Raw genomic sequence first — 23,486 nt, 5'->3', positions numbered from 1 at the left:
AAAATGCGTTCCGACGGGGCCGCAGAGTTTCGTTCGCAGGACGGAGAAAAGGTCATGCTCGTCACCGATCTGATCCATTCATGCTCGAACGACAAGGTCGCGCAGGCGGCGACCTTCTGCATCGGAGGCGTTTTCGCGGAGAGAGTCCTCGCCGTCGCGCAGGAGAATGGGGTCAGCGCCGGGCGTTTCGTGGCCGTGGTGGTGCGCGATTTCGCGCTCCGGGCCGGCGAGACGGAGCGCGCCCAGCTGGCGCGCGAGATGGCCGGCTGCGATCAGCCGATCCTCAGCGGACTGCGCCGAGTGGTCGAGAAAGCGCTGGAGGGCGGCGCGCAATTCGCCGACGATGTGAAGGGCTTCGGAATGCCTTTCGTGCGTCGCGACGGCGGCCTCTCCTTCGATGCGGCGGCCGAGCTGCGCCGCGCCGCCGCACGCTGACCCGCGATCGCGCGTGACCATTGCGCGCCCTTGTTCTGGGCCGCCGCGCCGGCGACAATGCCGGTCGACAGCCGGATCGACGAGGGCGACGCATGTCGGGACTGATCGACGAAGCTCAGATCGTCTCCATTCTGACGACCTATGGCTATTGGGCGATATTCTTCATCGTGGCGCTAGAGAGCGCCGGCATTCCGCTGCCCGGCGAGACGACTCTGGTCGGCGCGGCGATCTACGCCGGCCACTCCGGCAATATGGACATCGGGCTGGTCATAGCCGCCGCGGCGGCGGGCGCGATCCTCGGCGACAATATCGGCTATTGGGTAGGACGCGAATTCGGCGTCCGGCTGCTGATGCGCTACGGCTCCCATGTCGGCGTCGGACCGCCGCAATTGCGGCTGGGGCAATATCTCTTCATGCGCTGGGGCGGCGCCATCGTCTTCTTCGGCCGCTTCATCGCGCTATTGCGCATATTGGCGGCCGTGCTCGCCGGCGCCAATCGTTTCGATCCTTTGAAATTCCTTTTCTACAACGCCGCCGGCGGCATATGCTGGTCGCTGGTCTTCGGCCTCGGCGGCTATATCTTCGGCGCCGCCATACAGCGCCTCGCCGGCCCGTTCGGCTGGCTCGGCTTCGCCGTGGCCGCCATCGGCGCTTTCGTCCTATGGCGCTATTGGAAAATCCACGAGGAGCGGCTGACGAAAGAGGCCGAGGCGCATTTCGAGCGCATCGATTATCGCCGGCCGTGACGCGCGGGCGTCAGCTGTGCGTGAGCCCGAGCGCCAAAACGGCGCCGAGAATGACGAGCGTCTGAAAGCCGATCGTTCCGAACAGCCATTTGATGATCTCGGCTTTCGTGGCCTCGATCTTCGCCTCGAGCCGCAGCTCGGCTTTTTCGATCTTCGTCTCCAGGTCCGTCTTTACGGCGGCGAGATCGGCCTTGGTCGCCAGTTCCTGGCTCGTCGCCTCGGCGAAAGCTTCGGCGGTCGCCTTGGCCTGAGCGTGCGGAATGCCGGCGGCCTCGAGCTTCTCCACGAATTTCACCGTATCGAAGGCGACCGCGGCGCTCATTTCTGGTCCTCGTGAGGTGAGCCATCAATATGATGCGGCTCGGCCTTCGCGTCCAGAGCCGCCTCACGCCTCGCTTTCGGCCGGCAGAGGCGCCAGTCGTCCCGCCTCCCAGCCGATGATCGCCTGCTTTCGCGTCAGCCCCCAATGATAGCCGGTGAGCGCGCCGCTCGCCCCGAGCACGCGATGGCACGGCACGATGAAGGAAACGGGGTTGCGTCCGACGGATGCGCCCACCGCCCGCGCGGCTCCGGGCTTGCCGAGCCGCCGGGCGATCGCTCCGTAAGTCGTCGCCCGCCCCATATCGATGTCGAGCAGCGCCTCCCAGACCGAAACATCGAATTCCGAGCCGATCAGCACGAGGCGCAAGGGCTGGTCCGGCCGCCATTCCGCCGGATCGAAGGCCCGTCGCGCGTAAGCCGCGGTCGCCGGGCCGTCGAGCGAGAATCGCGCCTTCGGCCAGCGGCGGCGAAGATCGTCGAGGGCCTCCGCGCGCGCGCCGTCGACGAAGCCGAGCCCGGCGAGACCGCGCTCCGTCGCGACCAATATCGCCTCGCCGAAGGGCGAAGAATGGAAGCCGTAGCGCATCTCCAACCCCTCGCCGCCGCGCTTATATTCGCCCGGCGTCAGCGCCTCATGGGTGATGAAGAGATCATGCAGGCGCGAGGGGCCGGAAAGGCCGAGCGAGAGAGAGGCGTCGAGCAGGCTCGCCTCGCCGCCGAGCAGCGCGCGCGCATGGCGCAAAGTCAGCGCCTCGAGCAAGGCCTTGGGCGAGAGCCCCGCCCAGCGGCGGAACAAGGCGCGCAAATGCGCTTCGGAAAGGCCCGCCGCCGCCGCCATCTCCTCGACCGAGGGCTGCCGGCGCCAGTTCTCGCCGATGAAGCGGATCGTCTCGGCGACCTTCTCATAATCCTCCTGCGGCCGCGTTTTAGCGAGAGGAGGGATCGTATCGGAGCGCAGGGTCATGCGGCGCATCATGGCGCGGGCGGGCGGGCGCCGCCACCCGAAAACGTCACGAATAATACGGCCCGCGCTTGGCCTCCGCGAGCGCGCGGGAAAGCTCCTCGGCGAGCGCCGCCTTTTGCTCCGGCGCGAGAAAGCCGCCGATCTCGATCCGCTCTCCGCGTGAGACGAGCAGCACGCGCTGCATTCCGAACTCTTCGTCTTCCTCCGTCTCGAGCCGCAGCCAATAAGTGTCGAAACGCCGCTCCCGCCGCAGGCCATAGGCGCTCTTCTGGACGATCGCCAGCTCGAAGGGGGTAAGGCTGAGTGTTTCGAAGGCCTTGGCCGAGCGGAAGCTGACGCGGAGCGCGACATAGAGCGCCAGAACGTCGAGCCCCATGAAGCCGACCACCGGCCAGGCGCCGAGAATATAGAACGGCACGGACAAGACGCATGTGCCCGCGCCGAACAGCAGGATGAACACATGCGCCTGCCGCAGCGTCATCGAGCGATGCGGGATCAGCCGCGTCTGATAAATGGCTTCCGCAGAAGGAGCGCTCGCCGTCACGCCGCCGCCTTTCGTTCTCCAGAACGCCGAGTTATAACGCCTTTATGCCGAACGAAAAGAGCTCGCTCGCCAAGGCGCGGCGCCCTGCATCGCCGCGCAGCCGCGAAGCTGCGCGCATCGATGAGATTTTCGCGCGTCTCGAGGCGGCCGATCCGCATCCCAAAGGCGAGCTCGAGCATGTGAATGTCTTCACCCTGCTCGTCGCCGTCGTGCTATCCGCCCAGGCGACCGACGTCGGCGTCAACAAGGCGACGCGCGCTCTTTTCGCGATCGCCGACACGCCGCAGAAAATGCTCGCGCTCGGCGTCGAAGGGCTCTGCGGCTATATCAAGACGATCGGCCTCTATCCGACCAAGGCGAAGAATGTCATCGCCCTCTGCGCGCAGCTGATCGAGAAGCACGGCGGCGAAGTGCCGTGTGATCGCGAGGCTCTGCAGGCGCTGCCGGGCGTCGGCCGCAAGACCGCCAATGTCGTGCTCAACATCGCCTTTCATGTGCCGGTGATCGCGGTGGACACGCATATTTTCCGCGTCTCCAACCGGTTGCCGCTCGCCAAGGGCAAGACAGTCGATCAGGTGGAGGCGGGCCTCGAGAAAATCGTGCCCGTGCGCTTCAAGCTCCATGCGCATCACTGGCTGATCCTGCACGGCCGCTATGTGTGCAAGGCGCGACGGCCGGAGTGCGAGCGCTGCATCATCGCCGATCTCTGCCGCTTCGAGGGCAAGACGATCTGATCGGCGCGATTCTTCTCTCGCGCTTCCCGCCGGCATGTGCGCCGGCGCACCAACGCGCGCCCGCTCCATCGCTAGACCAGAGCCATAGAGCGTCCGGATCGAAGAGGAGGCGGCGATGCGTTTCGAATTTTCCGCCTCTCGCGCCGAGCGCGCGCCGGCCGACGCGAATCAGAAACGAATCATTAACGCAGCCCGTAAAAAAGGCGCACGGCGGGCATTTTCGCAGGCGCCCGCTCGAGCCGGCAGGAACAGAAATATTTTCAACGAATTGGAACAAAATTTTAGCCGTGCGGCGCCCGATCTCCGCGCTTGTCGCGCCGCCCGCGCCGACTTATACGGACTTCTCCGCTTTCGCGCGGACAGTCCCAGTTTCCGGCGCTTCGCCGTCACATCACGGCTCCATGCCCACTCTCTATCATCATCCGCTCTGCCCCCATTCCCGCTTCGTGCGGCTGATTCTCGCCGAATACGGGATCGAGACGACGCTGGTCGAGGAGCGGGCGGCCGAGCGGCGGCGGGAGTTTTTGACGCTGGACCCGGCCGGCAAGACGCCGGTGCTCGTCGACGACGACGGCACTGTGGTTCCGGGCGCGAGCGTCATCGTCGAATATCTCGAGGATTGCCTGCCGCCGGACTTCCGCGGCCTGCGGCTCATGCCGCTCGGACTCCACGAGCGCATAGAGACGCGCCGGCTGATCGAGTGGTTCAATGTCAAATTCTTCGACGAGGTGACGAATTATCTGGTCATGGAGAAAGTCTACAAGCGCTTTCTCGCGCCGGAGATCGGCGGCGGCGCGCCGGACATGGACCTGCTGCGGGTCGCGCGCGCCAATCTGCGTCCCCATATCCGCTACATCGGCTATCTGACCGAGGCGCGGCGGTGGCTGGCGGGCGAATCCTTGACCTATGCGGATTTCGCCGCGGCCGCCCATCTCTCCTGCGTCGACTATCTGGGCGACGTGCCATGGGACGAAGACGAGACGGTCAAGCATTGGTATCAGCGGATCAAATCGCGTCCGGCCTTCCGTCCGCTGCTGGCCGATCGCACGCCGGGCATGACGCCGGGGCCGGTCTACGCCGAGCTGGACTTCTGAGCCTCGAGCAGGCGCTGCGCCGCCGGGCCGCCGAGCTCGGCTTCGATCTCTGCGCCATCACGAGCGCTGACGCTCCCGCCGAGGCCGGCGAGCGTCTCGCCCAATGGCTCGCCGCCGGCGCCCAGGGCGATATGGAGTGGATGGCGGAGACCGCCGAGCGCCGCGCCGCGCCGCGAGCGCTGTGGCCGCAAGCCCGCTCGGTGATAATGGTGGGGATCGATTATGGCGCGCCCGGCGATCCGCTGGCGATTCTTTCCAGGCCCGATCGCGGCGCGATCTCGCTCTACGCCCGCCGGCGCGATTATCATGAGGTAATCAAGGGAAGGCTGAAGCAGCTCGCCGGATTTCTGCTGGCGCAGACCGGCGGCGGCGAAGTGAAGGTCTTCGTCGACACGGCGCCGGTGATGGAGAAGCCGCTGGCGCAGGCTGCCGGGCTCGGCTGGCAGGGCAAGCACACCAATCTCGTCTCGCGGCGCTTCGGCTCCTGGCTGCTGCTCGGCGCGATCTTCACCGATCTTTCGCTCACGCCCGATGCGCCCGAGGAGGACCATTGCGGCTCCTGCCGCGCCTGTCTCGACGCCTGCCCGACCAAGGCCTTTCCGGCGCCCTACCAGCTCGATGCGCGGCGCTGCGTCGCCTATCTCACCATAGAGCACAAGGGCCAGATTCCGCGCGAGTTTCGCGAAGCCGTCGGCAATCGGATCTTCGGCTGCGACGATTGTCTTTCCGTCTGCCCCTGGAACAAATTCGCGCAGGCGACGCGGGACGCCAAGCTCGCCCTGCGCGAGGACCTCGCCGAGCTTCCTCTCGCCGATCTCGCCGCGCTGAACGACGCCGGCTTTCGCGCGCTCTTCGCCGGAACGCCGGTCAAGCGGCTCGGCCATGCGCGCTTTCGGCGTAATGTCGCCATAGCGATCGGCAATTCGAAACGTCCCGCTCTCGCCTTCGCGGTCGAGCCGCTGCTCGGCGATTCGTCGCCGCTGGCGCGCGGCGCGGCGGTATGGGCGCTGGCGCGGCTGCTGCCTATGGGAGATTTTTCCATGCTCGCCGGGAAGGCCCTACCGGAGGAAGACGACGGCTCCGTACGCGAGGAGTGGGCAAAAGAGACACACCCAACGAAAAAGTGACGTCGCGACACAGATTGCCGCGGCGCAACGCCGGCGCGTCCATGGATTCGCCGCAGCACAAACAGTAGAGTTCTCCGCGCCGCCCTCGGGGCGCGCGCCCCACGCCGAACGCCGCCGCCATGTCCAATGTTTCGCGACGCACAATAGATGATCCAGCCGCCGAGGCGGCGCGCCTTTTGGCGCGCCTCAGCATCATGCTGCTGTTCATCATCTCGCAGCTGGCGCCGATCGTGACGCGGCAGACCATCTATATTCTGCTGCCCATCGGCGCCGCTCTGCTGCTGCTCTCGGCGAGCCTCGCGCCACAGACGCGGCGCCTGCGGGAGATCGCCGCGCTGGCGCTGACGCCGACGGCGCTGGCCGCATTCTTCTTCGTCGGCTGGACCGGATTGTCGCTCGCCTGGACGCCTTTCGGCGCCGGCCCGGCCGAGCGCTACGCCAAGAGCGCCGCGACTCTGGCGCTGGTCGCCGCCGCCTGCGCGCTGCTGCCGACGCGGACCAAGACCTCCAATCTCAATCTTCTGCCGATCGGCACCGGCGCCGCAGCGGCGGCGCTCGCCGCCGTCGCCTTTCTCTCGGCGAGCGGCGGCGATCAGCCCGCCGATCTCGACAGCAACGCCCTGCAGCGCGCCGGCCTCGGACTGGCGCTGGCGATCTGGCCGGCGCTCGGCGCGCTGGCGCTACGCGGCCGCTGGGTTTCGGCCGCGATCGTCGCCCTCGTCAGCGTCGCCGCCTGCCTGCTGGCGCGCGCGCCCAATGTCTTGCCGGCGCTCCTCGTCGGCGCGCTCGTGCTGGCGCTGTCCTTCGGCAAGGCGCGGCGCGCCGGCTCGCTGCTGGCGATCGTCTCGGCGGCTCTGATCCTGCTCGCGCCGCTGGCGCCGATTCTCCTGCATTTCGCAGCGCCCGAGCGTCTGCCCGCCTTCGCTGCGCCGCTGGAGAATTGGGGACTCGAAACCTGGGGCCGAATCATCGCCAATGACGGGCCGCGGCTTCTCATCGGCCATGGCTTCGGCGCGGCGGTGTTCGGCGTCGCCGGTCATTATCTCTATCCCGACACGCCGCGCAGCCTGCTGTTCCAGGTGTGGTTCGATCTCGGCATTCTCGGCGCGCTCGGCCTCGCCGCCGTCGTCGCGCGCGCCTTCTATGTCATCGGACGGACGCGGCCGGTGCTCGCGCCTTTCCTGCTCGGCGGATTGGCGACCGGGCTGACGATCTGCGTGCTGGGACCGGCGGCCGAGCAGCTCTGGTGGCTGACGCTCGCCGGCCTCGACGCCATCGCCTTCGCGCTGGTGCTGAAAGGTCAGTTCCGCACGCGCCGTCCGCGCGTCGAGCCCAATTGGGGCATGGGCCGAATCGGCGCCCGCTGAGTCACTGCGAACAGGCGATTCCCCGCGTCACGCTCACCTGGCCGTCCGAGCCTTCGACGCGGGTGACGGCGAGCACACAATCCTCGTCATCGCCGCCATAGACGCGGCCGATCAATATGGCCGGTCCGTCGCCGAAGGGACGCAGTGCCGTCGCGCTGTCGCCGAGCGTCGCTTTCACGATCGGGAGCGGGGCGAGCGCCGGCTGGAACCGCGCACCGAGCGAGGGCGTGGCGGCGATGGATGCGCCGAGGCTCGCGGCGACGGTCACGGCGGCGAGGACGGAAAGCTTACGCGCAGAAAGCTCAGGCATGGAACGACGCTCCCGGCGAAGGGCCGACGGGAGCGATCAATTCTCCCCGAAGCGTCGGCCGCGCCTCTCATGGGCTGTAACGCGGCGACGTCCGGGAGGGTTGCAAGCACAGTAGAAACCGAAAGGCGAGGCCAAAGCCTCGCCCTCTCGTTACTCGCAGACGCGGGTGGGGCGATAGCCGATGACGACGCCATATTCGTCGAACACCGGCCGGCGCTCGCGCCAGCAGCGATAGGGCGGCGGCGCTTCATAGACGGGCGCCGGATAATAGGCCGGCGCGCCGTAATAGGGCGGCGGCGGCGGAGCCGGACGCGCCGAGCTGCCGGCGAGCGCGCCGAGCGCGAAACCGCCGATGCCCGCCGCAATGGCCGCGCCCGGATCGCCCGCGGCCGCTGGCGCGGCGGTGACGATCGGCGCGACGCCGAGGGCGAGCGCGACGAAGACGCCCGCGATTTTCCGTCCCGAAATCTCCTTCATGACTCTCTCCATTACCCCTCGAGGCGTCGCTCGCACGGCCTGTCCCCGAGCAGCCCACTCGCCGAGCGCGGTCGATGAAAACGAGAAAACGTAAATGAACGGCGAAAACGTGGCCGCTATGCTCACGCCGCGCGATTTTCGCGCGGCGATGCATTCACGCCACAGCGCCGCGACGCGGTTGCGGCGGAATGGGAAAGCGCAGCACGATGCGCGTGCCCTTGCGGCGAATCGCCGGGCTCTGCGCCACGACCGTCCCGCCCATCGCCTCGACGAGGCCCCGGCAAATGGAGAGGCCGAGGCCGGCGCCGGCCTTGCGCCCGTCGACGCGGCCGCCGCGATAGAATTTCTCGAATATGCGCTCGAGATCGGCCGGCTTCACGCCCAGCCCTTCGTCGGTCACGGTGAGCAGCAGATCGTCGCCATCGCGCCGCGCATAGACGGAGGCCTGTCCGCCGCCATATTTATGCGCATTGTCGAGCAGGTTGAACACGATCTGCCCGAGCAGGCCGGCGTCGCCGCGAATCGCCGGCAAATCCGGCGCGAGGCTCGCCGAGACCTTCAAATCGGGAAACTCCTTCCGGCTGCGCTCCATCGCCGAACGCACGGCGTCGCCGACATCGACCAATTCGCGCCGCGGCGCCAGCGCGCCCGATTCGATGCGCGACATATCGAGCAGATTGACGATGAAGCGCGACAGGCGCGCCGCCTCCTCCTCTATGGAGGCGAGGAGATCGAGCCGATCCGTATCGGCGAGCCGATCGCCGAGCTGACGCAGGCTGGTGACGGCGCCGGTGATGGAGGCGAGCGGCGTGCGCAAATCGTGAGAGAGCGAGGCGAGCAACGTCGTGCGCAGCTTCTCACTCTCCTCGAGCGCGGCGACGCGCACCGATTCCCCGGCGAGCAGTGAACGATCGATCGCGATAGCCGTCTGCTCGAGAATGGCGGTCAGCATACGCTCGCTCTGCGCGGAGGGCGTCTCCGGCGCGGCTTTCGGCTCGAGGCCGATTACGGCCATGACGCCGCGCGACGTCGTCAGCGGACGAAATTCGAAGCGAATATTCGGCAGAGTGCCGCTGCGCAGACCGGCCGGCTCGCCGCGCTCATAGGCCCAGCGCGCCGCCGCCTCCTCTTTGGCGTCCAAGCGGTCGATCGGCGGCCAGGCGGCGGAAATCGTCAGCTCGCCCTCCTTCGGCACGAGCAGCGCGACGCATTTGGCGTCCAGCGCTTTCTGCGCATGGACGGCGGCCGCCCACAGCACCTCGTCGAGCGAGGCGGCGCTCGACAATTCGCGTGAGAATTCGAACAGAGATTGCGCCGCCTCCGCCCGCGCGCGCATGGCGCGCGACTGCTCACGCACGCGGCCGGCGAGCGAGCCCGTCACTATGGCGACGAATGTGTAGACCAGCAGCGACAAAAATTCATGCGCCTGCGAAATGCTGAATTGATAGCGCGGTTCGACGAAAAAGAAATCGAAAGCGAAGAAGGAGAGAATGGAGGCCGCGACCGCCGACCAGACGCCCGCCGCGAGCGCGCAGAACACGACGGAAGCGAGGAAGATCATCCCGAGATTGGGAAGACGCAGCCACACATCGAGCGGCCAGGCGACGAGAATGGCGAAGGCGACGGAGGCGAGCGTCGCGCCGAGGCCGCGCCAGAACTCGCCATGAGCCGATCGCGCCCTGCGCGGCCGCGCCCCTTCCGCGACGTTCGCGCGGCTTTCCGTGATCACCTGCACGGCGATATCGTCAGATCGCCGCACGATCTCGTCGGTCAGCGATCGGCGCCGCAAGCGCGCGAGAAGCCCCGCATGGCTGCGGCCGACGACGATTTGCGTAATATTCTCGCGCCGTGCGAATCTCAGCGTCTCGCCGGCGAGATCATGGCCGACGACGCGCTCCACATCGGCGCCGAGACGCTCGGCGAGACGCAACGCATCGTCGACCCGCCGCAAGCGTTCCGCGTCCTGCTCCTCTTCTCCCGCGCGCTCGACATGCAGCGCGATCCAGGGCGCATTCAATCCGGTGGCGAGACGCGCGCCGGCGCGCACGACATATTCCGACAGATCGTCGCCGCCGACGCAGACGAGCAAGCGCTCCGACGTCGCCCATGGTCCCTCTATCGCGCTCTGGCGCAAGTAGTCGACCATCTGATCGTCGACGCGCTCGGCCGTGCGGCGCAGCGCCAATTCGCGCAGAGCGGTGAGATTGCGCGCCGTGAAGAAATGCTGCACGGCGCGCCGCGCCATATCGGGCACATAGACCTTGCCCTCGTTCAACCGCTGCAGCAGCTCGTCCGGCGTCACATCGACGAGCACGACCTCGGCCGCATCCTGCAGCACGCGATCGGGCACGGTCTCGCGCACGGCGACGCCGGTGATGCGCGCGACGACGTCGGCCAAGCTCTCGAGATGCTGAATATTGAGCGCGGTCCAGACGTCGACGCCGCTGTCGAGCAGCTCCTCGACATCTTGCCAACGCTTCGGGTGACGGCTCTCCGGCGCATTGCTGTGCGCGAGCTCGTCGACGAGGATGAGCGCCGGATGTCGCGCGAGCGCCGCGTCTATGTCGAATTCCTCGAGCGTGCGGCCGCGATAATCGATTTTTCGCCGCGGCAAGGTCTCGAGCCCTTCCGCCAAGGCTTCCGTCTCGCCGCGGCCATGCGTCTCGACGAGGCCGATGACGAGATCGACGCCGTCGGCCGCGAGCGCGCGGGCGCGCGCCAGCATCGCATAAGTCTTGCCGACGCCGGGCGCGGCGCCGAGAAAGACGCGCAGCTTGCCGCGCTTCTCCCGATCCGCCAGCGCGAGCAGCGCATCGGGATCGGGCCGGCGCTCGAACTCGTTTCCCGCCTCCGCCATTTTCCTCTCTCGCGACGCTCGTGCTTCGACGACAGAAAATGCTCGCGGCGCGCCGCGCGCGCAAGCGCTGCGGCCACCAAAATCGCCGCATCCGCCCGATCTTTATGAAGCCCTTATACGATCGGTCGAATCGCGAATGGCTCCCTTACGGCTCTTCTGCGCATGTTTCGCGCCGTCGACCCTTCAGGAGAGGCGAAAATGTTCCAAATCATCGGCGCGGCGATCGCCGCCATGGCGCTCGTCGCGGCCTATGCCGCGGCTTGGCGCATCTATCGAACGGCATGGGTGCGAAAGGCCACGGACCCGCTCGATGTGACGGGCGCGCTCACGCGCTTTCTCCGCGCCCGCCATCGCCGCCGCCTGAAGGCGCGCTTCGCCAGCGCGCGCAGATAAAAATTCAAACAAGGAGCCGATCCATGCTCGACCTCGTCTATCTTTGCCTCAGCGCCATCTTCTTTGCGCTGATGGGAGCCTATGCGCGTTTCTGCGGAAGATTGTGAAAGGACCAGCTCATGTTCGAACCCGCGCTCGGCCTGAGCGTCGCCGTCCTGCTCGGCGCCTATCTTCTCTACACGCTTCTTCATCCTGAAAAGTTCTGACGCAATTCGTCCGGCCTTTTTGCAAAGGACTCCGAAATGAACGCCATAGGTCTGGCGCAAATCGCGATCGTGCTCGCGGCCGTGATGGCCGCGGCCGTTCCGCTCGGCGCCCATGTCGCGCGCGTGCTCACCGGCCAGCGCAATCTCCTCTCGCCGATCCTCTCGCCCATCGAAAGGCTTTTCTACAAATTGTCGGGCGTCGATCCCGCGCGCGAGCAGAGCTGGCTCTCCTATACGATCGCCATGCTCGTCTTCAGCGTCGCCGGCTTCGGCTCGCTCTACGCGTTGCAACGATTCCAGCATCTTCTGCCGCTCGATCCGCAAGGCTTCGATCCCGTCCCGGCCGATCTCGCCTTCAACACCGCGATCAGCTTCGTCACCAATACGAATTGGCAGAATTACGCCGGCGAAACGACGATGAGTCATCTCACGCAAATGCTCGGGCTCACCGTGCATAATTTTCTCTCCGCCGCGACCGGCCTCGCAATGGCCTTCGCGCTCGCCCGCGGCTTCGCCCGCGCAGAATCGCCGACGGTCGGCAATTTCTGGGTCGATCTCACACGCTCCACCCTCTATCTGCTGTTGCCGCTCGCGATCGTCTTCGCGCTCGTTCTCGTCGCGCTCGGCGTTCCGCAGACGCTCCTCGGCTCGGTCGAAGCGACGACATTGGAGGGCGCGAAGCAGATCATCGCCATCGGCCCGGTGGCGAGCCAGGAGGCGATCAAGGAGCTCGGAACCAATGGCGGCGGCTTCTTCAACGCCAATTCCGCGCATCCTTTCGAGAGTCCCGACGCGATCACCAATTCGCTCGAGATCTTCGCGCTGCTCGTCATCCCCTTCTCGCTCGCTTTCGCCTTCGGCCGCATCGTCGGCGATATTCGCCAGGGCCGCGCGATCGCGATCACGATGATGATCGTGCTCATCGTCGGCGTTCTCGTCGCCTATTGGGCGGAGGCCGGCGGCAATCCGCTGCTCACCGAAATCGGCGTCGATGCCGCGCCCGGCAATATGGAGGGCAAGGAAGTGCGTTTCGGCGTCGCCACCAGCGCGCTCTTCGCCGCCGCGACGACCGGCACCAGCACGGGCGCCGTGAATTCCATGCATGATTCCTTCATGCCGCTCGGTGGGCTCGTGCCTTTGTTCAACATGCTGATGGGCTCGATCGCGCCCGGCGGCGTCGGCGCGGGACTCTATGGCTTCCTCGTTCTCGTCGTCATAGCGGTCTTCGTCGCCGGCCTGATGGTCGGCCGCACGCCGGAATATCTCGGCAAGAAGATCGAGACGCGCGAGATGAAGCTCGCCATGCTCGCCGTGCTCGTCTATCCGCTCTGCGTGCTCGGCTTCTCCGCCGCCTCCGTCATGCTGAAGACGGCGCTCGACAGTCTCAACAACGCCGGACCGCACGGTCTCTCGGAAATCCTCTACGCCTTCGCCTCGACGACCGACAATAATGGCTCGGCCTTCGCCGGACTCTCCGGCAACACGCTCTGGTACAATACGACGCTGGGCCTCGCCATGGCCTTCGGCCGCTTCGCCTATGTGATTCCGGTACTCGCCATCGCCGGCGCGCTCGCCGAGAAGATACGGGCGCCGGCGTCGAGCGGAACCTTCCCGACGCATGGCCCGCTCTTCGTCGGCCTGCTGATCGGCGTCATCGTCATCCTCTATCTGCTGCAATATTTCCCTGCGCTCGCGCTCGGCCCCATCGTCGAGCATCTGCTGCTGCAGTCCGGCAAGCTCTTCTGAACGGAGTTCGCGCAATGTCTTCGAAAGTTTCGGCTCCCGGCCTCTTCGACGGGACCATTCTGCGCCGCGCGGCGATCGACGCTTTCTACAAGCTCGATCCGCGCAGGCTGGCGCGCAATCCGGTGATTTTCGTCACCGAAATCGTCTCCGCAGTGGTGACGATTCTCTTCATCCGCGATCTCGTCGCCAAGGACGGCGACGCGCTCTTCTCGGGCCAGATCGCGGCCTGGCTGTGGTTCACGGTGCTCTTCGCCAATTTCGCGGAAGCGGTGGCGGAGGGACGCGGCAAGGCGCAGGCCGACGCGCTGCGCCGCACGCGCAGCGACGCCGAGGCGAAGCGCGTCAGAGGCGGCGCGACCGAGACCATTTCGGCGCTCGATCTGAAGATCGGCGACGTCGTCCTGGTCGAGGCCGGCGATCTCGTCCCCGGCGACGGCGAAGTGATCGAAGGCGTCGCCTCGGTCAATGAATCGGCCATCACCGGCGAATCCGCGCCGGTCATTCGCGAGGCCGGCGGCGATCGTTCCGCCGTCACCGGCGGCACGAGCGTTCTCTCCGATTGGATCAAGGTGAAGATCACCGCCGCGCCGGGCTCCACCTTCATCGATCGCATGATCGCGCTCGTCGAAGGCGCCGAACGGCAGAAGACGCCGAACGAGCTCGCTCTGTCGATACTTCTCTCCGGGCTGACGATCATCTTCCTCATCGTCTGCGTGACGCTGTGGCCGCTCGCCGATTATTCGGGGACCCGGCTGTCGCTCACCGTGCTGGCGGCGCTGCTCGTCTGCCTCATTCCGACGACGATCGGCGGCCTGTTGTCGGCGATCGGCATCGCCGGGATGGACCGGCTCATCCGCTTCAATGTCATCGCCACATCCGGCCGCGCGGTGGAAGCGGCGGGCGATGTCGACACTCTGCTGCTCGACAAGACCGGCACCATCACTTTCGGCAATCGCATGGCGGATGAATTCATCGGCGTCGGCGGCGTCGGCGAGCATGAGCTCGCCGAGGCGACGCTGCTCGCCTCGCTCGCCGACGAGACGCCGGAAGGCCGCTCCATCGTCGCTCTGGCGCTGCGCCGCTATGGCCTCACGGCGCCGGATGTCGGCAGCGACATTCGCGTCGTCCCCTTCACCGCGCATACGCGCATGTCCGGCGTCGATCTGCCGGGCCGCGCGCTGCGCAAGGGCGCCGTCGACGCGATTCTCGCGCAGAGCGAAACGTGTAGCCTGCGCGAAGCGCCTGCAGATGCGCGCATGAGCGGCCGCGCGGAAATTCTCGAGCGCGCCGGACATGCGAGGCTCGCCGCGCCGGAGGATTTTTCCCGCGCGGTGGAGCGCATCTCGCGCGCCGGCGGCACGCCGCTCGCCGTCAGCGAGAATGGGCGTCTGCTCGGAGTCGTGCATTTGAAGGACATCGTCAAGCCCGACATAAAGGCGCGCTTCGCAGCGCTGCGCGCCATGGGCATAAAGACGGTGATGGTGACCGGCGACAATCCGATCACTGCGGCCGCCATCGCCTCGGAGGCCGGCGTCGACGACTTCATCGCGCAGGCGACGCCCGAGGACAAGCTCACCTATATTCGCCGCGAGCAGCAGGGCGGGCGCCTCATCGCAATGTGCGGCGACGGCACCAATGACGCGCCGGCGCTGGCGCAAGCCGATGTCGGCGTCGCCATGCAGACCGGCACGCAAGCGGCGCGCGAGGCCGGCAATATGGTCGATCTCGACAGCGATCCGACCAAGCTCATCGAGATCGTCGCCATCGGCAAACAATTGCTGATGACGCGCGGCTCGCTGACGACATTCTCGATCGCCAATGACGTCGCCAAATATTTCGCCATCATTCCGGCGCTGTTCGTGATCGCCTATCCAGAGCTCGGCGCGCTCAATGTGATGAATCTCGCCTCGCCGCAATCGGCGATATTGTCGGCGGTGGTGTTCAACGCGCTCATCATCATCGCGCTCATCCCGCTCGCGCTGAAGGGCGTCGCCTATCGGCCCGTCGGCGCGGCGGCGCTGCTGCGGCGCAATCTGCTGATCTATGGTCTCGGCGGCGTCGTCATTCCCTTCATCGGCATAAAGATCATCGATCTCATCGTCACCGCTCTGCATCTCGTGTGAGGAAGCGCCCATGATCTCGCATCTTCGACCGGCGATCGTGATGATCGTCCTCTTCACCCTTCTCACCGGCCTCGCCTATCCGCTGGCGATCACCGGCATTGCGCAGCTCGCTTTTCCCGAGCGCGCCAATGGCAGCCTGATCGAGCGCGAGGGAATCGTCGTCGGCTCCTCGCTGATCGGCCAGAATTTCGCGTCCGAGCGCTATTTCCACGGCCGACCTTCGGCGACCACGGCGCCGGACCCGAATGATTCGAGCAAGACCATCGACGCGCCCTTTAACGCCGCCAATTCGGGCGGCTCCAATCTCGGCCCGACCTCGAAAAAGCTCGTCGATCGCGTCAACGCCGCGATAGAGGCGGAATTTTCGGCGGGACGCATAGACGTCGTCGCGGCCGACGCCGTCACCACCTCCGCCTCCGGTCTCGATCCGCATATTTCGCCGCGCTTCGCTCTGGCTCAGGCGGCGGCGGTGGCGGCGGCGCGCGGAATGCCGGAGGCGCAGGTGCGCGCCCTCGTCGAGACAAAAGTCGAACCGCGGCTCGCGGGCGTCATCGGCGAGCCGCGCGTGAATGTGCTGGCGCTCAATCTGGCGCTGGACGCGCTGGCGCGAGCGCAGGCGGCGCGGTGAGCCCTCTTCCGTCCGGAGGCGCGAAGCCCTATTGAAGGGAGGACTCACTCAAGCCGGATCGAAGAATGAATGTTCTGCTCATCGGCTCGGGCGGCCGCGAACATGCGATCGCCCGAGCGCTTTCCAAAAGCGCTCTGCTCTCGCGGCTCTACGCCGCGCCCGGCAATCCCGGCGTCGCCGAGGTCGCGGAGCTGGCGCGGCTCGATGTTTCCGATCACGCCGCCGTGGCGGGCTTTTGCGCGGAAAATAACATAGAGTTCGTCGTGGTGGGGCCGGAGCAGCCGCTGGTCGAGGGCCTCGCCGATTCGCTGCGCGCGAAGGGCGTCGCGGTTTTCGGCCCTTCGAAAGCGGCCGCACGACTCGAGGGCTCGAAGGGTTTCGTCAAGGATATCTGCCGGGCGAATGCGATTCCGACCGCCGATTACGAGCGCTTCGCCAATGAGGAGAAGGCGCTCGCCTATCTGCGCGAGAAGGGCGCGCCCATTGTGGTGAAGGCCGACGGCCTCGCCGCCGGCAAGGGGGTGGTCGTCGCCGAGACGCTCGAAGAGGCGGAGCAGGCGGTCGCCGACATATTCGCCGGCGCCTTCGGCAAATCCGGCGCGGAAGTCGTCATCGAAGAAAAGCTCGAGGGCGAGGAGGCCTCCTTTTTCGTGCTCTGCGACGGGACCCATGCGCTGCCCTTCGCTTCGGCGCAGGATCACAAGCGCGTCGGCGACGGCGACAGAGGGCCGAACACGGGCGGAATGGGCGCCTATTCGCCGGCGCCTTGCTTCACGCCGGAAATCGAAGCGCGCGTGATGCGCGAGATCGTGGCGCCGACATTGCGCGCCATGCGCGAGATGGGCGCGCCGTTTCAGGGCGTGCTCTTCGTCGGGCTGATGCTGACGAAAGACGGGCCGAAGCTCATCGAGTTCAATGTGCGCTTCGGCGATCCCGAAACGCAGGTCTTGCTGCCGCGGCTCGAGGACGATCTGCTCGAGCTGATGCTCGCCTGCGCGCGCGGCGCGCTGCCCGAGCGAAAGATCCGCTTTTCGCCGCAGACCGCGCTCGCGGTCGTTCTAGCCGCGAAAAACTATCCGGGAACGCCGCTGACCGGCACGGAAATAAAGGGCCTCGAGCGCGCCGGCGAAATCGCGGGCGTCATCGTCACCCATGCCGGCACGCGGCGGGAGGGCGACAAGCTCGTCGCCGCCGGCGGGCGCGCGCTCAATGTCGCCGCTCTCGGCGCGACTGTGCGCGACGCGCAGGCGCTGGCCTATCGAGGCGTCGATGCGATAGACTGGCCGGACGGATTTTGTCGCCGCGACATAGGCTGGCGCGCGATCGAACGGGAAAGATAGAACGAGAACCTGTTTGCGGGGAGGCCACATGGACAAGATCGCGCCCAATCTCACCGGCGTGCCGGAGACCATGTTGTGGACGCTGCACAATCGCGCCGGCGAGGCGCTGCGCGAAGACGGCCTGCTAAGTGACGAGAAGCTCGTCGAAATCTATCGCGCGCTCGATTATGATTATGAGGCGAGCTTCGGCGCGGCGCAGCCCTCGCACGCCAATCGCGCTCTCGTCTTCGACAATGCGCTGCGCGCCTTTTTGGCGGCGTATCCAGACGGTGTGATCGTCAATCTCGGCGAAGGATTGGAGACGCACAGATTTCGCATCGCCGACACGGGCGAAGCGCTGTGGATCACCGTCGATCTGCCGGAATCGATCGCCATTCGCGAGCGCTTCATAGAGCCCGACGCGCGCCATCGCCATGTGTCGCTGAGCGCGCTCGATCGCCGCTGGTTCGACGAGGTCCCGCCGGGCCGACCCGTCTTCATCGCGGCGCAGGGGCTGTTCATGTATCTTCCGCCGGAGGAGACCGCAGAGCTGATACGCGAAATGGCGCGCCGCTTTCCGAAGGCGAGCCTGCTATTCGACCATGTTCCGCGCTGGCTCTCCAAAGCGACGCTGAAAGGTCATGCGCTCACGCCGAATTTCACCATACCGCCCATGCCCTGGGGAATAGATCGCAGCGAGATCGAGCCGACATTGCGAAGCTGGGCGGCGATCGAAACGGTTGAGATTTTCGATTACCGCGTCTATCGCGGGTGGCGCGGGCGCCTTTTCGGATGGCTGTCGCGCCTCGCCTTCATTCGCGAGCGCGTCCCGGCGATCACGCGCGTGACCTTCGCCTGACGAGCGGCGCGCCGAAGACTTGACAGTTGCCGGCCGCTGCCGATTATGCCGCCATGATGATGCGGCGGAGACGATTCAGCAAAGAGCCATTCGGCGCGCTCTCGCGCATCGTCGCGATCTTGTCGGTGCTTCTGGGACTGACGATGAACGCCGGGCCCGCGCACACGGTCCCGGCCGACGAGGCTTCGCTCACCGCGACGACGCAGAACATCTGCGCGACTCATCGCGGCGGCCATGAGCGCGAAAGCTCCGGCTGCTGCTGCCTGCAGGCGACGGCTCGGCGCGATGCGACGGTCTTTGTCGCGATACTGCTCGGCGTCGTCCATTTCGCATGTCCCGAAGCGCCGTCTTTCGCCGCGCGATCCACGACAGCGAGCCGCGCAGGCGTCGCTCTGCCGACGACACCCTGGCTGTCGCGAGCGCCGCCCCTTTTCTCCTGATCGGCCCGATGCGGCTTTCCCGCTCCGTTCTTTGATCTGCGCGCGCGATCCTGCCGCGCCAGGAGAAACTCTCATGATTCGCACTGCTCTTTCGCGCGGCGTCTCCGCCGGCGCGCTCCTCGTCGCGTCTCTTTCCTCCGCCATGGCGCAAGAGGCGCTTCCCTCCATCGACATCGCCGCCGAAGGCGCGCCCTCCGCGCGGGACAAAAATATCTCGGCGCCGGGATTTTCTCCCGAGAAGAAAGCGCTGCCCGTCTATCGCGATCCGACCGGCCAGACGTTCACGACGGTGAAGCGCGAGGACTTCAAGACCTCGCCGCTCGTCACCATCGGCGATCTCGTCCAATACAGCCCCGGCGTCTCCTTCAAGCAGGGCAATGGGCCGCGCGACATGACTCTGTCGATTCGCGGCTCCGGCGCGCGCATCGGCGGGGCGATGCGCAATATCGTCCTGCTCGAGGACGGCTTCACCATGACGCAGCCGGACGGATTCTCGCGCACCGATTCGACCGATCCGCACGCCTATGCGGGCGTCGACGTCTATCGCGGCCCCTCCTCCGCCCTGTTCGGCAATTGGGCCAATGGCGGCGCCATCAATTTCCGCACCCGCACGGGCGCCGAGATCGACGGCGTGGAGACGGGCCATGAAGCCGGCAGCTTCGGCTATCTCACCAATTATACGACGATCGGCAAGAAATACGGCGATTTCGACATCGCCCTCTTCGCCAGCGACGCACGCGGCGAAGGCTCGACGACGCATACGGAATTCAACACGCAGACGGTGAATCTGAAGGCGAGCTACGAGGCGACCCCGACCGATCGCTTCACCTTCAAATGGGTCCACAATCAGCTCTACGGCAATGTGCCGGCGCGCATGTCGCTCAACCAATTCTATTTCAACCCCTATCAGCGCGGCTGTTACGGGCTGCCGACGCCCTCCACCGCCTTCAGCCGCAGCCTCTGCGGACAGACGGCGGTGTTCCTCAACGGAACCAATGGCGCGACGGCGCAAGTCTCGGCGCTGCAATCGGGCTGGCATCGCAACGACCGGCGCGACATGCTGGGCCTGCGCTGGGAGCACGACATCGACGCGCAGACGGTGCTACGCACGCAGTTCATCTATGACGACAAGGATTTCTATCAGCCGATCGACACGCCTGTCACTTATGGCGACGCGCCCTCGATCAATATTTCCACCGACCTCACCCATCACGGCGCGCTGCAGGGCCGTGAGCTGACCAGCAATTTCGCCGCCTGGTACAATCACACGCGCTTCACCACCTACTCGCAGAATCTGCTCGGCTGGGGCAATGGCGATCTCGGGCCATTGCTCACCAACAAGCAGGAGATCATGCATTCCAATCTCGGCGGCCGTTTCCGCGAGGAGCTCGAGCTCGCGCCGGATGTGACGGGCGTGATCGCTCTCGCCACGGAAATGAGCAAGGTCGCGGCGCTGTCCTCTTCCGTCTCCTATCCCTCCGGCGCGCTGACCACCGTGCCGGCCAATCGCACCTTCTGGAATTTCGCGCCGGAAGCCTCGGTGACCTGGCGGCCCGATCGCGAGTGGAAATTCTATGCGCGCGCCTCGAGCGGCTATGGAACGCCGCAATATGGCTTCCTCTTCGTCAATCAGCAGGGGCTCGACGGCAATAACACAAATCTCAAATCGCAGCGCAATTCGGGCTTCGACGCCGGCTTCGACTGGACGCCGACGGAGACGCTGAAAGTCACGCTCAACGGCTTTTACGAATGGTATCAGAACGAGATGCTGACGCAGTCGCCGGGCAATGGCCTCAAGAACTACACCTATAATGCGCCGGGCTCTGTCCATCGCGGCGCGGAGTTCCTGCTCGACTGGCGGCCGATCGACGGCTGGCGACTGCTCGCCAATTACTCCTACAATAATCAGATCTTCACGAGCTTCGTCGAGCAGCGTGGGCCGAACTCGTTTTTCGACCGCGCGGGCTATAAGATTCCCGGCGTCGCTCCGCATGAGCTGACGACGCGCATCGGCTACGACATTCCGCAGGGCGACTTCAAAGGCGTCGGCGCCTATCTCGAATATGTGCTGAAGAGCTCCTATTTCATCGACAATGGCAATCAGCTCACCATACCGGGCTATGGCCTCGTCAATCTCAACCTGCATTACGATCGCGACGTATCGATCGGCTTCCTGAAGAACATCTCCGCCTTCGTCGAGGTGCGCAATGTGTTCGACAGGACTTACGTCGCCTCGGCGACGGTGATCGCCAATTCGCTCACCTCGGGATTTCAAAATCCCGGCTTCGTGCTCGCGCAAAATTCGACCGGCTCGATTTATTCCGGCCAGCCGCGTGCGATACAGGGCGGCGTGAAGTTCAAATTCTGAGGCGAGGATCGCCGCTATTCTCCCCCGCCGAAGGCGCGGGAGAATAGCGCGACGTCGTCAGCCGTTCGGCTCGCGGTCGGCGGCGAAGATCATGCAGCTCGTCGTCGCATGAGCGAGCAGGCGCCGCCGCGCGTCATAGAGCCGCGCTTCCGCCGTCGCGACGCTGCGGCCTCTGTGCAGCACATTTCCCTCGGCGTGAATGTCGACGCCGGCCGTGATCGTGCGGGTGAAGTTCACCTTGAACTCCAGCGTCGTATAGAGCTGGCCCGGCGGCAGCGTCGTATGCACGGCGCAGCCCATCGTCGAATCCAGCAGCGCGGCGATATAGCCTCCATGAACCGTTCCGAGCGGATTGTAGTGGCGCTCGTCCGGCGTCGCCGCGAAGACCACCCGCCCATCCTCTATCTCCACGGGGCGGAAGCCGAAAAAGAGCAATATGGGCGGAACCGGCAGGGCGGCTTCGCCCATGGCCCGGACGACGTCCAGCCCGCTCATCGAGCGCAGGCGCTCCAGCGGCAAGGCGCCGCCGACATGAATCCTCGTTTGATCCGACATGAGGCGCTCTCCCCTCTATAGTCGCGCGTGAAACTGCGTCTTATATTTAGTTTCGTCAAGAGACCAAATAGAGCCCGAGCGAGACGATGCGAAACGAGCAATTCCCGGATCAGGCCTGTTCCGTGGCGCGGGCGCTGGAGATCGTCGGCGAATGGTGGACGCTGCTCCTCATCCGCGAGGCTTTTCTCGGAACGCGACGCTTCGGCGAGTTCGAGCGCAATCTCGGCGTCGCCAAAAATGTGCTGAGCGAGCGGCTGTCCAAGCTCGTCGCCTGTGGCGTGCTCGAACGCGTCGACGTTCCGGGGCGCGGCAATCCGCGCGATTACCGTCTGACCGAGAAGGGCCGCGACCTGTTTCCGGTTCTGGTGGCGCTGATGCAATGGGGCGACCGCTGGGCGGCGCCGGCGGGGCCTCCGCTGCGGCTGCTGGAGCGGTCGACGGGCGAGGAGATCGCGGCGCTGTGCGTGAGGGGCGCCAGCGGCGCGGCGCTCGCCCCGCAGGAGGTGAGAATCGCCCCCGGTCCCGGCGCGGATGAGAAAATCCGCCGGCGCCTGGCCGACGCGGCTTCGGAAATACTCCCGAGATGACGGCGGCTCCGGCCACCGCTATCCTCGCCATGGCGCCGTCGATGCACCGGGCGGGCGGGCCGAGACGAACGAGGGTTGAACCCTCGGCCGGTTTCGTGTGAATGCTCTCCACTCTCACCTGGATCGCCGGCTCGATGATGCGCAGCTTTTTCAATGTCGCGCCCGGCGCCGCCGGAACATCTCGCGGAACGGAAGCGGGCGGCGCATCCGTTCGGTCGGGACGAAAAGCGACGCTCGCGCCGTCCTTTTTCCGCAATGCGGCGTTCGAATGTCGCTTCTGACATGAGCTTGAGAGCAGACCCGGCCGAACGTCTGATAACGCAGCCCGAGAGCGAGGGACCTGCGAAGCCTTCGCTCGCGCCCATTATTCTTTCGGCGCTGGTCCATATTTTCGTCCTGGCCGTCTTTCTGCTCGAGCAAATGCTGGTGTCGATCGATATTCCGACGATGGAACAGGAAATTCCGCTCGAAGTGGTCGCCGAGGCGCCGCAGCCGCCACAGGAACAGCCGCAACCAGAGCCGGAGCCCGAGAAAGAGCAGCCCAAGCCCGAGGAGAAGGAGAAGCAGAAGCCTCCGCCGCCGCAAAAGCTCGTCGACGACGAGAAGCCCGCCTTCGACGCGCCGCGCGCGCCGAATCAGGAGAAGCTCGACCGCGAGGCGCCGGATCAGGAGACCAAATCCGCTCGTCGCGAGCCGCCCAATGAGCAGCGCGCCGCCAAGCCTGCGCAGGAAAAATCCGCCGATCCGCAACAGCAGCAGGCGGCCAGAGCCGAGCCCGCGCCGGCGACGCCCAAGGCGGAGGAGGACAAGCCCGACGCCGAGATCGTCGAGCAGGGGCAGCCGCAGCTCGAGGCGCGGCTCGACGACAGGCGGGGCGATGTCGAGATCAAGGCCTCGCCCGAGCCCAAGCCGAAATCCATCGCCGATCAGCTCGCCTCGCTGGAGCCGCTGCCGGATTTCAAGCTTTCCGGCTCCTCCAGGCCGGCGCCGGTCAGCGGCGGCACGGCGAAGACCACTTATCTCTCCGTCCTCTACGGGCTGATAATACCGCATTTGCATGTGCCGCCGCCCTTGCGCAACAAGACGACGCCAAATCATGGCGTCGTCGTGTTCTTCATCGACGAGGGCGGGCATCTCACGCATCAGGCGGTCTATCGCTCGAGCGGCTTTCCGGAGCTCGACAACGCCGCCCTGGCCGCCGTGCGCCGCGCCGCGCCTTTCCCCGCGCCGCCCTATGGCCATCCGCGCGGCATCCAATTCCACTTCGATCCGAAATGAGGGCGTTT

The 23,486-nt window shown here is 66.0% G+C and carries 24 protein-coding genes; 17 read left to right on the top strand and 7 right to left on the bottom strand.

Going from position 1 to position 23,486, the window contains the following annotated elements; translation table 11 throughout:
- Nucleotides 1-3 precede the first annotated feature (3 nt).
- Together FMZ75_RS00690 and FMZ75_RS00685 are read left to right on the top strand one after the other, a co-directional pair.
- Nucleotides 4-435: a hypothetical protein gene (locus tag FMZ75_RS00690; protein ID WP_246660005.1), complete on the top strand. Its 432-nt coding sequence runs from the start codon at nt 4-6 to the stop codon at nt 433-435.
- Nucleotides 436-527: 92 nt separating this feature from the next.
- Nucleotides 528-1,181: a DedA family protein gene (locus FMZ75_RS00685; RefSeq protein ID WP_142864517.1), complete on the top strand. Its 654-nt coding sequence runs from the start codon at nt 528-530 to the stop codon at nt 1,179-1,181.
- Nucleotides 1,182-1,191: 10 nt separating this feature from the next.
- On the opposite strand, the gene FMZ75_RS00680 is transcribed toward FMZ75_RS00685, so the two are convergent.
- From FMZ75_RS00680 to FMZ75_RS00670, 3 genes are all read right to left on the bottom strand, one after another.
- Complete coding sequence (locus FMZ75_RS00680) at nt 1,192-1,503, bottom strand: DUF1640 domain-containing protein (protein ID WP_142864516.1); 312 nt, start codon at nt 1,501-1,503, stop codon at nt 1,192-1,194.
- Between the two features lie 63 nt (nt 1,504-1,566).
- The gene (locus FMZ75_RS00675) at nt 1,567-2,466 is read right to left on the bottom strand and encodes a bifunctional helix-turn-helix domain-containing protein/methylated-DNA--[protein]-cysteine S-methyltransferase (RefSeq protein ID WP_246728698.1); all 900 of its coding nucleotides are present in this window, start codon (nt 2,464-2,466) and stop codon (nt 1,567-1,569) included.
- A gap of 46 nt (nt 2,467-2,512) precedes the next feature.
- Nucleotides 2,513-3,010 (bottom strand): DUF2244 domain-containing protein, encoded by a 498-nt coding sequence (locus FMZ75_RS00670; RefSeq protein ID WP_166140935.1) that lies wholly within the window; start codon nt 3,008-3,010, stop codon nt 2,513-2,515.
- A 44-nt stretch (nt 3,011-3,054) separates the two neighbouring features.
- On the opposite strand from FMZ75_RS00670, the gene nth reads away from it, so the two are divergent.
- From nth to FMZ75_RS00650, 4 genes are all read left to right on the top strand, one after another.
- A complete protein-coding gene (gene nth, locus FMZ75_RS00665) occupies nt 3,055-3,744 on the top strand; it encodes an endonuclease III (protein ID WP_166140934.1) in 690 nt (229 codons plus the stop codon).
- 401 nt (nt 3,745-4,145) lie between these two features.
- On the top strand, nt 4,146-4,838 hold the full coding sequence (locus tag FMZ75_RS00660) for a glutathione S-transferase family protein (protein ID WP_108916173.1): 693 nt from the start codon (nt 4,146-4,148) through the stop codon (nt 4,836-4,838).
- Nucleotides 4,835-5,965, top strand: a complete 1,131-nt coding sequence (gene queG / locus FMZ75_RS00655; protein WP_166141020.1) for a tRNA epoxyqueuosine(34) reductase QueG — start codon at nt 4,835-4,837, stop codon at nt 5,963-5,965. Before FMZ75_RS00660 ends, queG begins: the two co-directional genes overlap by 4 nt.
- 119 nt (nt 5,966-6,084) lie before the next feature.
- Nucleotides 6,085-7,332, top strand: a complete 1,248-nt coding sequence (locus FMZ75_RS00650) for a hypothetical protein (protein ID WP_166140933.1) — start codon at nt 6,085-6,087, stop codon at nt 7,330-7,332.
- A 1-nt stretch (nt 7,333) separates the two neighbouring features.
- On the opposite strand, the gene FMZ75_RS00645 is transcribed toward FMZ75_RS00650, so the two are convergent.
- The 3 genes from FMZ75_RS00645 to FMZ75_RS00635 form a co-directional block, all read right to left on the bottom strand.
- Nucleotides 7,334-7,642, bottom strand: coding sequence for a hypothetical protein (locus FMZ75_RS00645; RefSeq protein WP_142864511.1), 309 nt, complete (start codon nt 7,640-7,642; stop codon nt 7,334-7,336).
- 150 nt (nt 7,643-7,792) lie between these two features.
- Nucleotides 7,793-8,119: a hypothetical protein gene (locus FMZ75_RS00640; protein WP_166140932.1), complete on the bottom strand. Its 327-nt coding sequence runs from the start codon at nt 8,117-8,119 to the stop codon at nt 7,793-7,795.
- 154 nt (nt 8,120-8,273) lie between these two features.
- Nucleotides 8,274-10,976 (bottom strand): sensor histidine kinase KdpD, encoded by a 2,703-nt coding sequence (locus FMZ75_RS00635; protein WP_142864509.1) that lies wholly within the window; start codon nt 10,974-10,976, stop codon nt 8,274-8,276.
- 198 nt (nt 10,977-11,174) lie between these two features.
- Between FMZ75_RS00635 and FMZ75_RS00630 the strand changes: the two genes are divergently transcribed.
- The 9 genes from FMZ75_RS00630 (at nt 11,175) to FMZ75_RS00590 (ending at nt 21,058) form a co-directional block, all read left to right on the top strand.
- A complete protein-coding gene (locus FMZ75_RS00630) occupies nt 11,175-11,369 on the top strand; it encodes a hypothetical protein (RefSeq protein WP_142864508.1) in 195 nt (64 codons plus the stop codon).
- Nucleotides 11,370-11,488: 119 nt separating this feature from the next.
- The gene (kdpF, locus tag FMZ75_RS22080) at nt 11,489-11,575 is read left to right on the top strand and encodes a K(+)-transporting ATPase subunit F (protein ID WP_108916053.1); all 87 of its coding nucleotides are present in this window, start codon (nt 11,489-11,491) and stop codon (nt 11,573-11,575) included.
- 36 nt (nt 11,576-11,611) lie between these two features.
- Nucleotides 11,612-13,321 carry a potassium-transporting ATPase subunit KdpA gene (gene kdpA / locus FMZ75_RS00620; protein ID WP_166140931.1) on the top strand — a complete coding sequence of 570 codons (1,710 nt, stop codon included), beginning with the start codon at nt 11,612-11,614 and terminating at the stop codon, nt 13,319-13,321.
- A 14-nt stretch (nt 13,322-13,335) separates the two neighbouring features.
- The gene (gene kdpB / locus FMZ75_RS00615; RefSeq protein ID WP_166140930.1) at nt 13,336-15,444 is read left to right on the top strand and encodes a potassium-transporting ATPase subunit KdpB; all 2,109 of its coding nucleotides are present in this window, start codon (nt 13,336-13,338) and stop codon (nt 15,442-15,444) included.
- A 10-nt stretch (nt 15,445-15,454) separates the two neighbouring features.
- Entirely contained in the window at nt 15,455-16,072 is a 618-nt protein-coding gene (gene kdpC, locus FMZ75_RS00610; RefSeq protein ID WP_166140929.1) for a potassium-transporting ATPase subunit KdpC, read from the top strand.
- A gap of 65 nt (nt 16,073-16,137) precedes the next feature.
- Nucleotides 16,138-17,412 (top strand): phosphoribosylamine--glycine ligase, encoded by a 1,275-nt coding sequence (purD, locus tag FMZ75_RS00605; RefSeq protein ID WP_166140928.1) that lies wholly within the window; start codon nt 16,138-16,140, stop codon nt 17,410-17,412.
- A gap of 28 nt (nt 17,413-17,440) precedes the next feature.
- On the top strand, nt 17,441-18,250 hold the full coding sequence (locus tag FMZ75_RS00600; protein ID WP_108916058.1) for a class I SAM-dependent methyltransferase: 810 nt from the start codon (nt 17,441-17,443) through the stop codon (nt 18,248-18,250).
- A 26-nt stretch (nt 18,251-18,276) separates the two neighbouring features.
- A complete protein-coding gene (locus FMZ75_RS00595; RefSeq protein ID WP_142864503.1) occupies nt 18,277-18,690 on the top strand; it encodes a hypothetical protein in 414 nt (137 codons plus the stop codon).
- Between the two features lie 73 nt (nt 18,691-18,763).
- Nucleotides 18,764-21,058 (top strand): TonB-dependent receptor, encoded by a 2,295-nt coding sequence (locus FMZ75_RS00590; RefSeq protein ID WP_246728695.1) that lies wholly within the window; start codon nt 18,764-18,766, stop codon nt 21,056-21,058.
- Nucleotides 21,059-21,115: 57 nt separating this feature from the next.
- Here FMZ75_RS00590 and FMZ75_RS00585 read toward each other — a convergent pair whose 3' ends face one another.
- On the bottom strand, nt 21,116-21,613 hold the full coding sequence (locus FMZ75_RS00585; RefSeq protein ID WP_142864502.1) for a PaaI family thioesterase: 498 nt from the start codon (nt 21,611-21,613) through the stop codon (nt 21,116-21,118).
- Nucleotides 21,614-21,699: 86 nt separating this feature from the next.
- Here FMZ75_RS00585 and FMZ75_RS00580 point away from each other — a divergent pair, with 86 nt between their 5' ends.
- Both FMZ75_RS00580 and FMZ75_RS00575 read left to right on the top strand, forming a co-directional pair.
- Nucleotides 21,700-22,200, top strand: coding sequence for a helix-turn-helix domain-containing protein (locus FMZ75_RS00580; protein ID WP_142864501.1), 501 nt, complete (start codon nt 21,700-21,702; stop codon nt 22,198-22,200).
- Between the two features lie 282 nt (nt 22,201-22,482).
- On the top strand, nt 22,483-23,478 hold the full coding sequence (locus tag FMZ75_RS00575) for a cell envelope integrity protein TolA (protein WP_142864499.1): 996 nt from the start codon (nt 22,483-22,485) through the stop codon (nt 23,476-23,478).
- Nucleotides 23,479-23,486 lie beyond the last annotated feature (8 nt).

Source organism: Methylosinus sp. RM1 (assembly GCF_011378635.1).
In the GTDB taxonomy this organism is placed as follows: Bacteria; Pseudomonadota; Alphaproteobacteria; order Rhizobiales; family Beijerinckiaceae; genus Methylosinus; species Methylosinus sporium.
The sequence above is the reverse complement of the archived record's forward strand: the minus strand, read 5'-3'. Positions and strand labels throughout refer to the sequence as shown.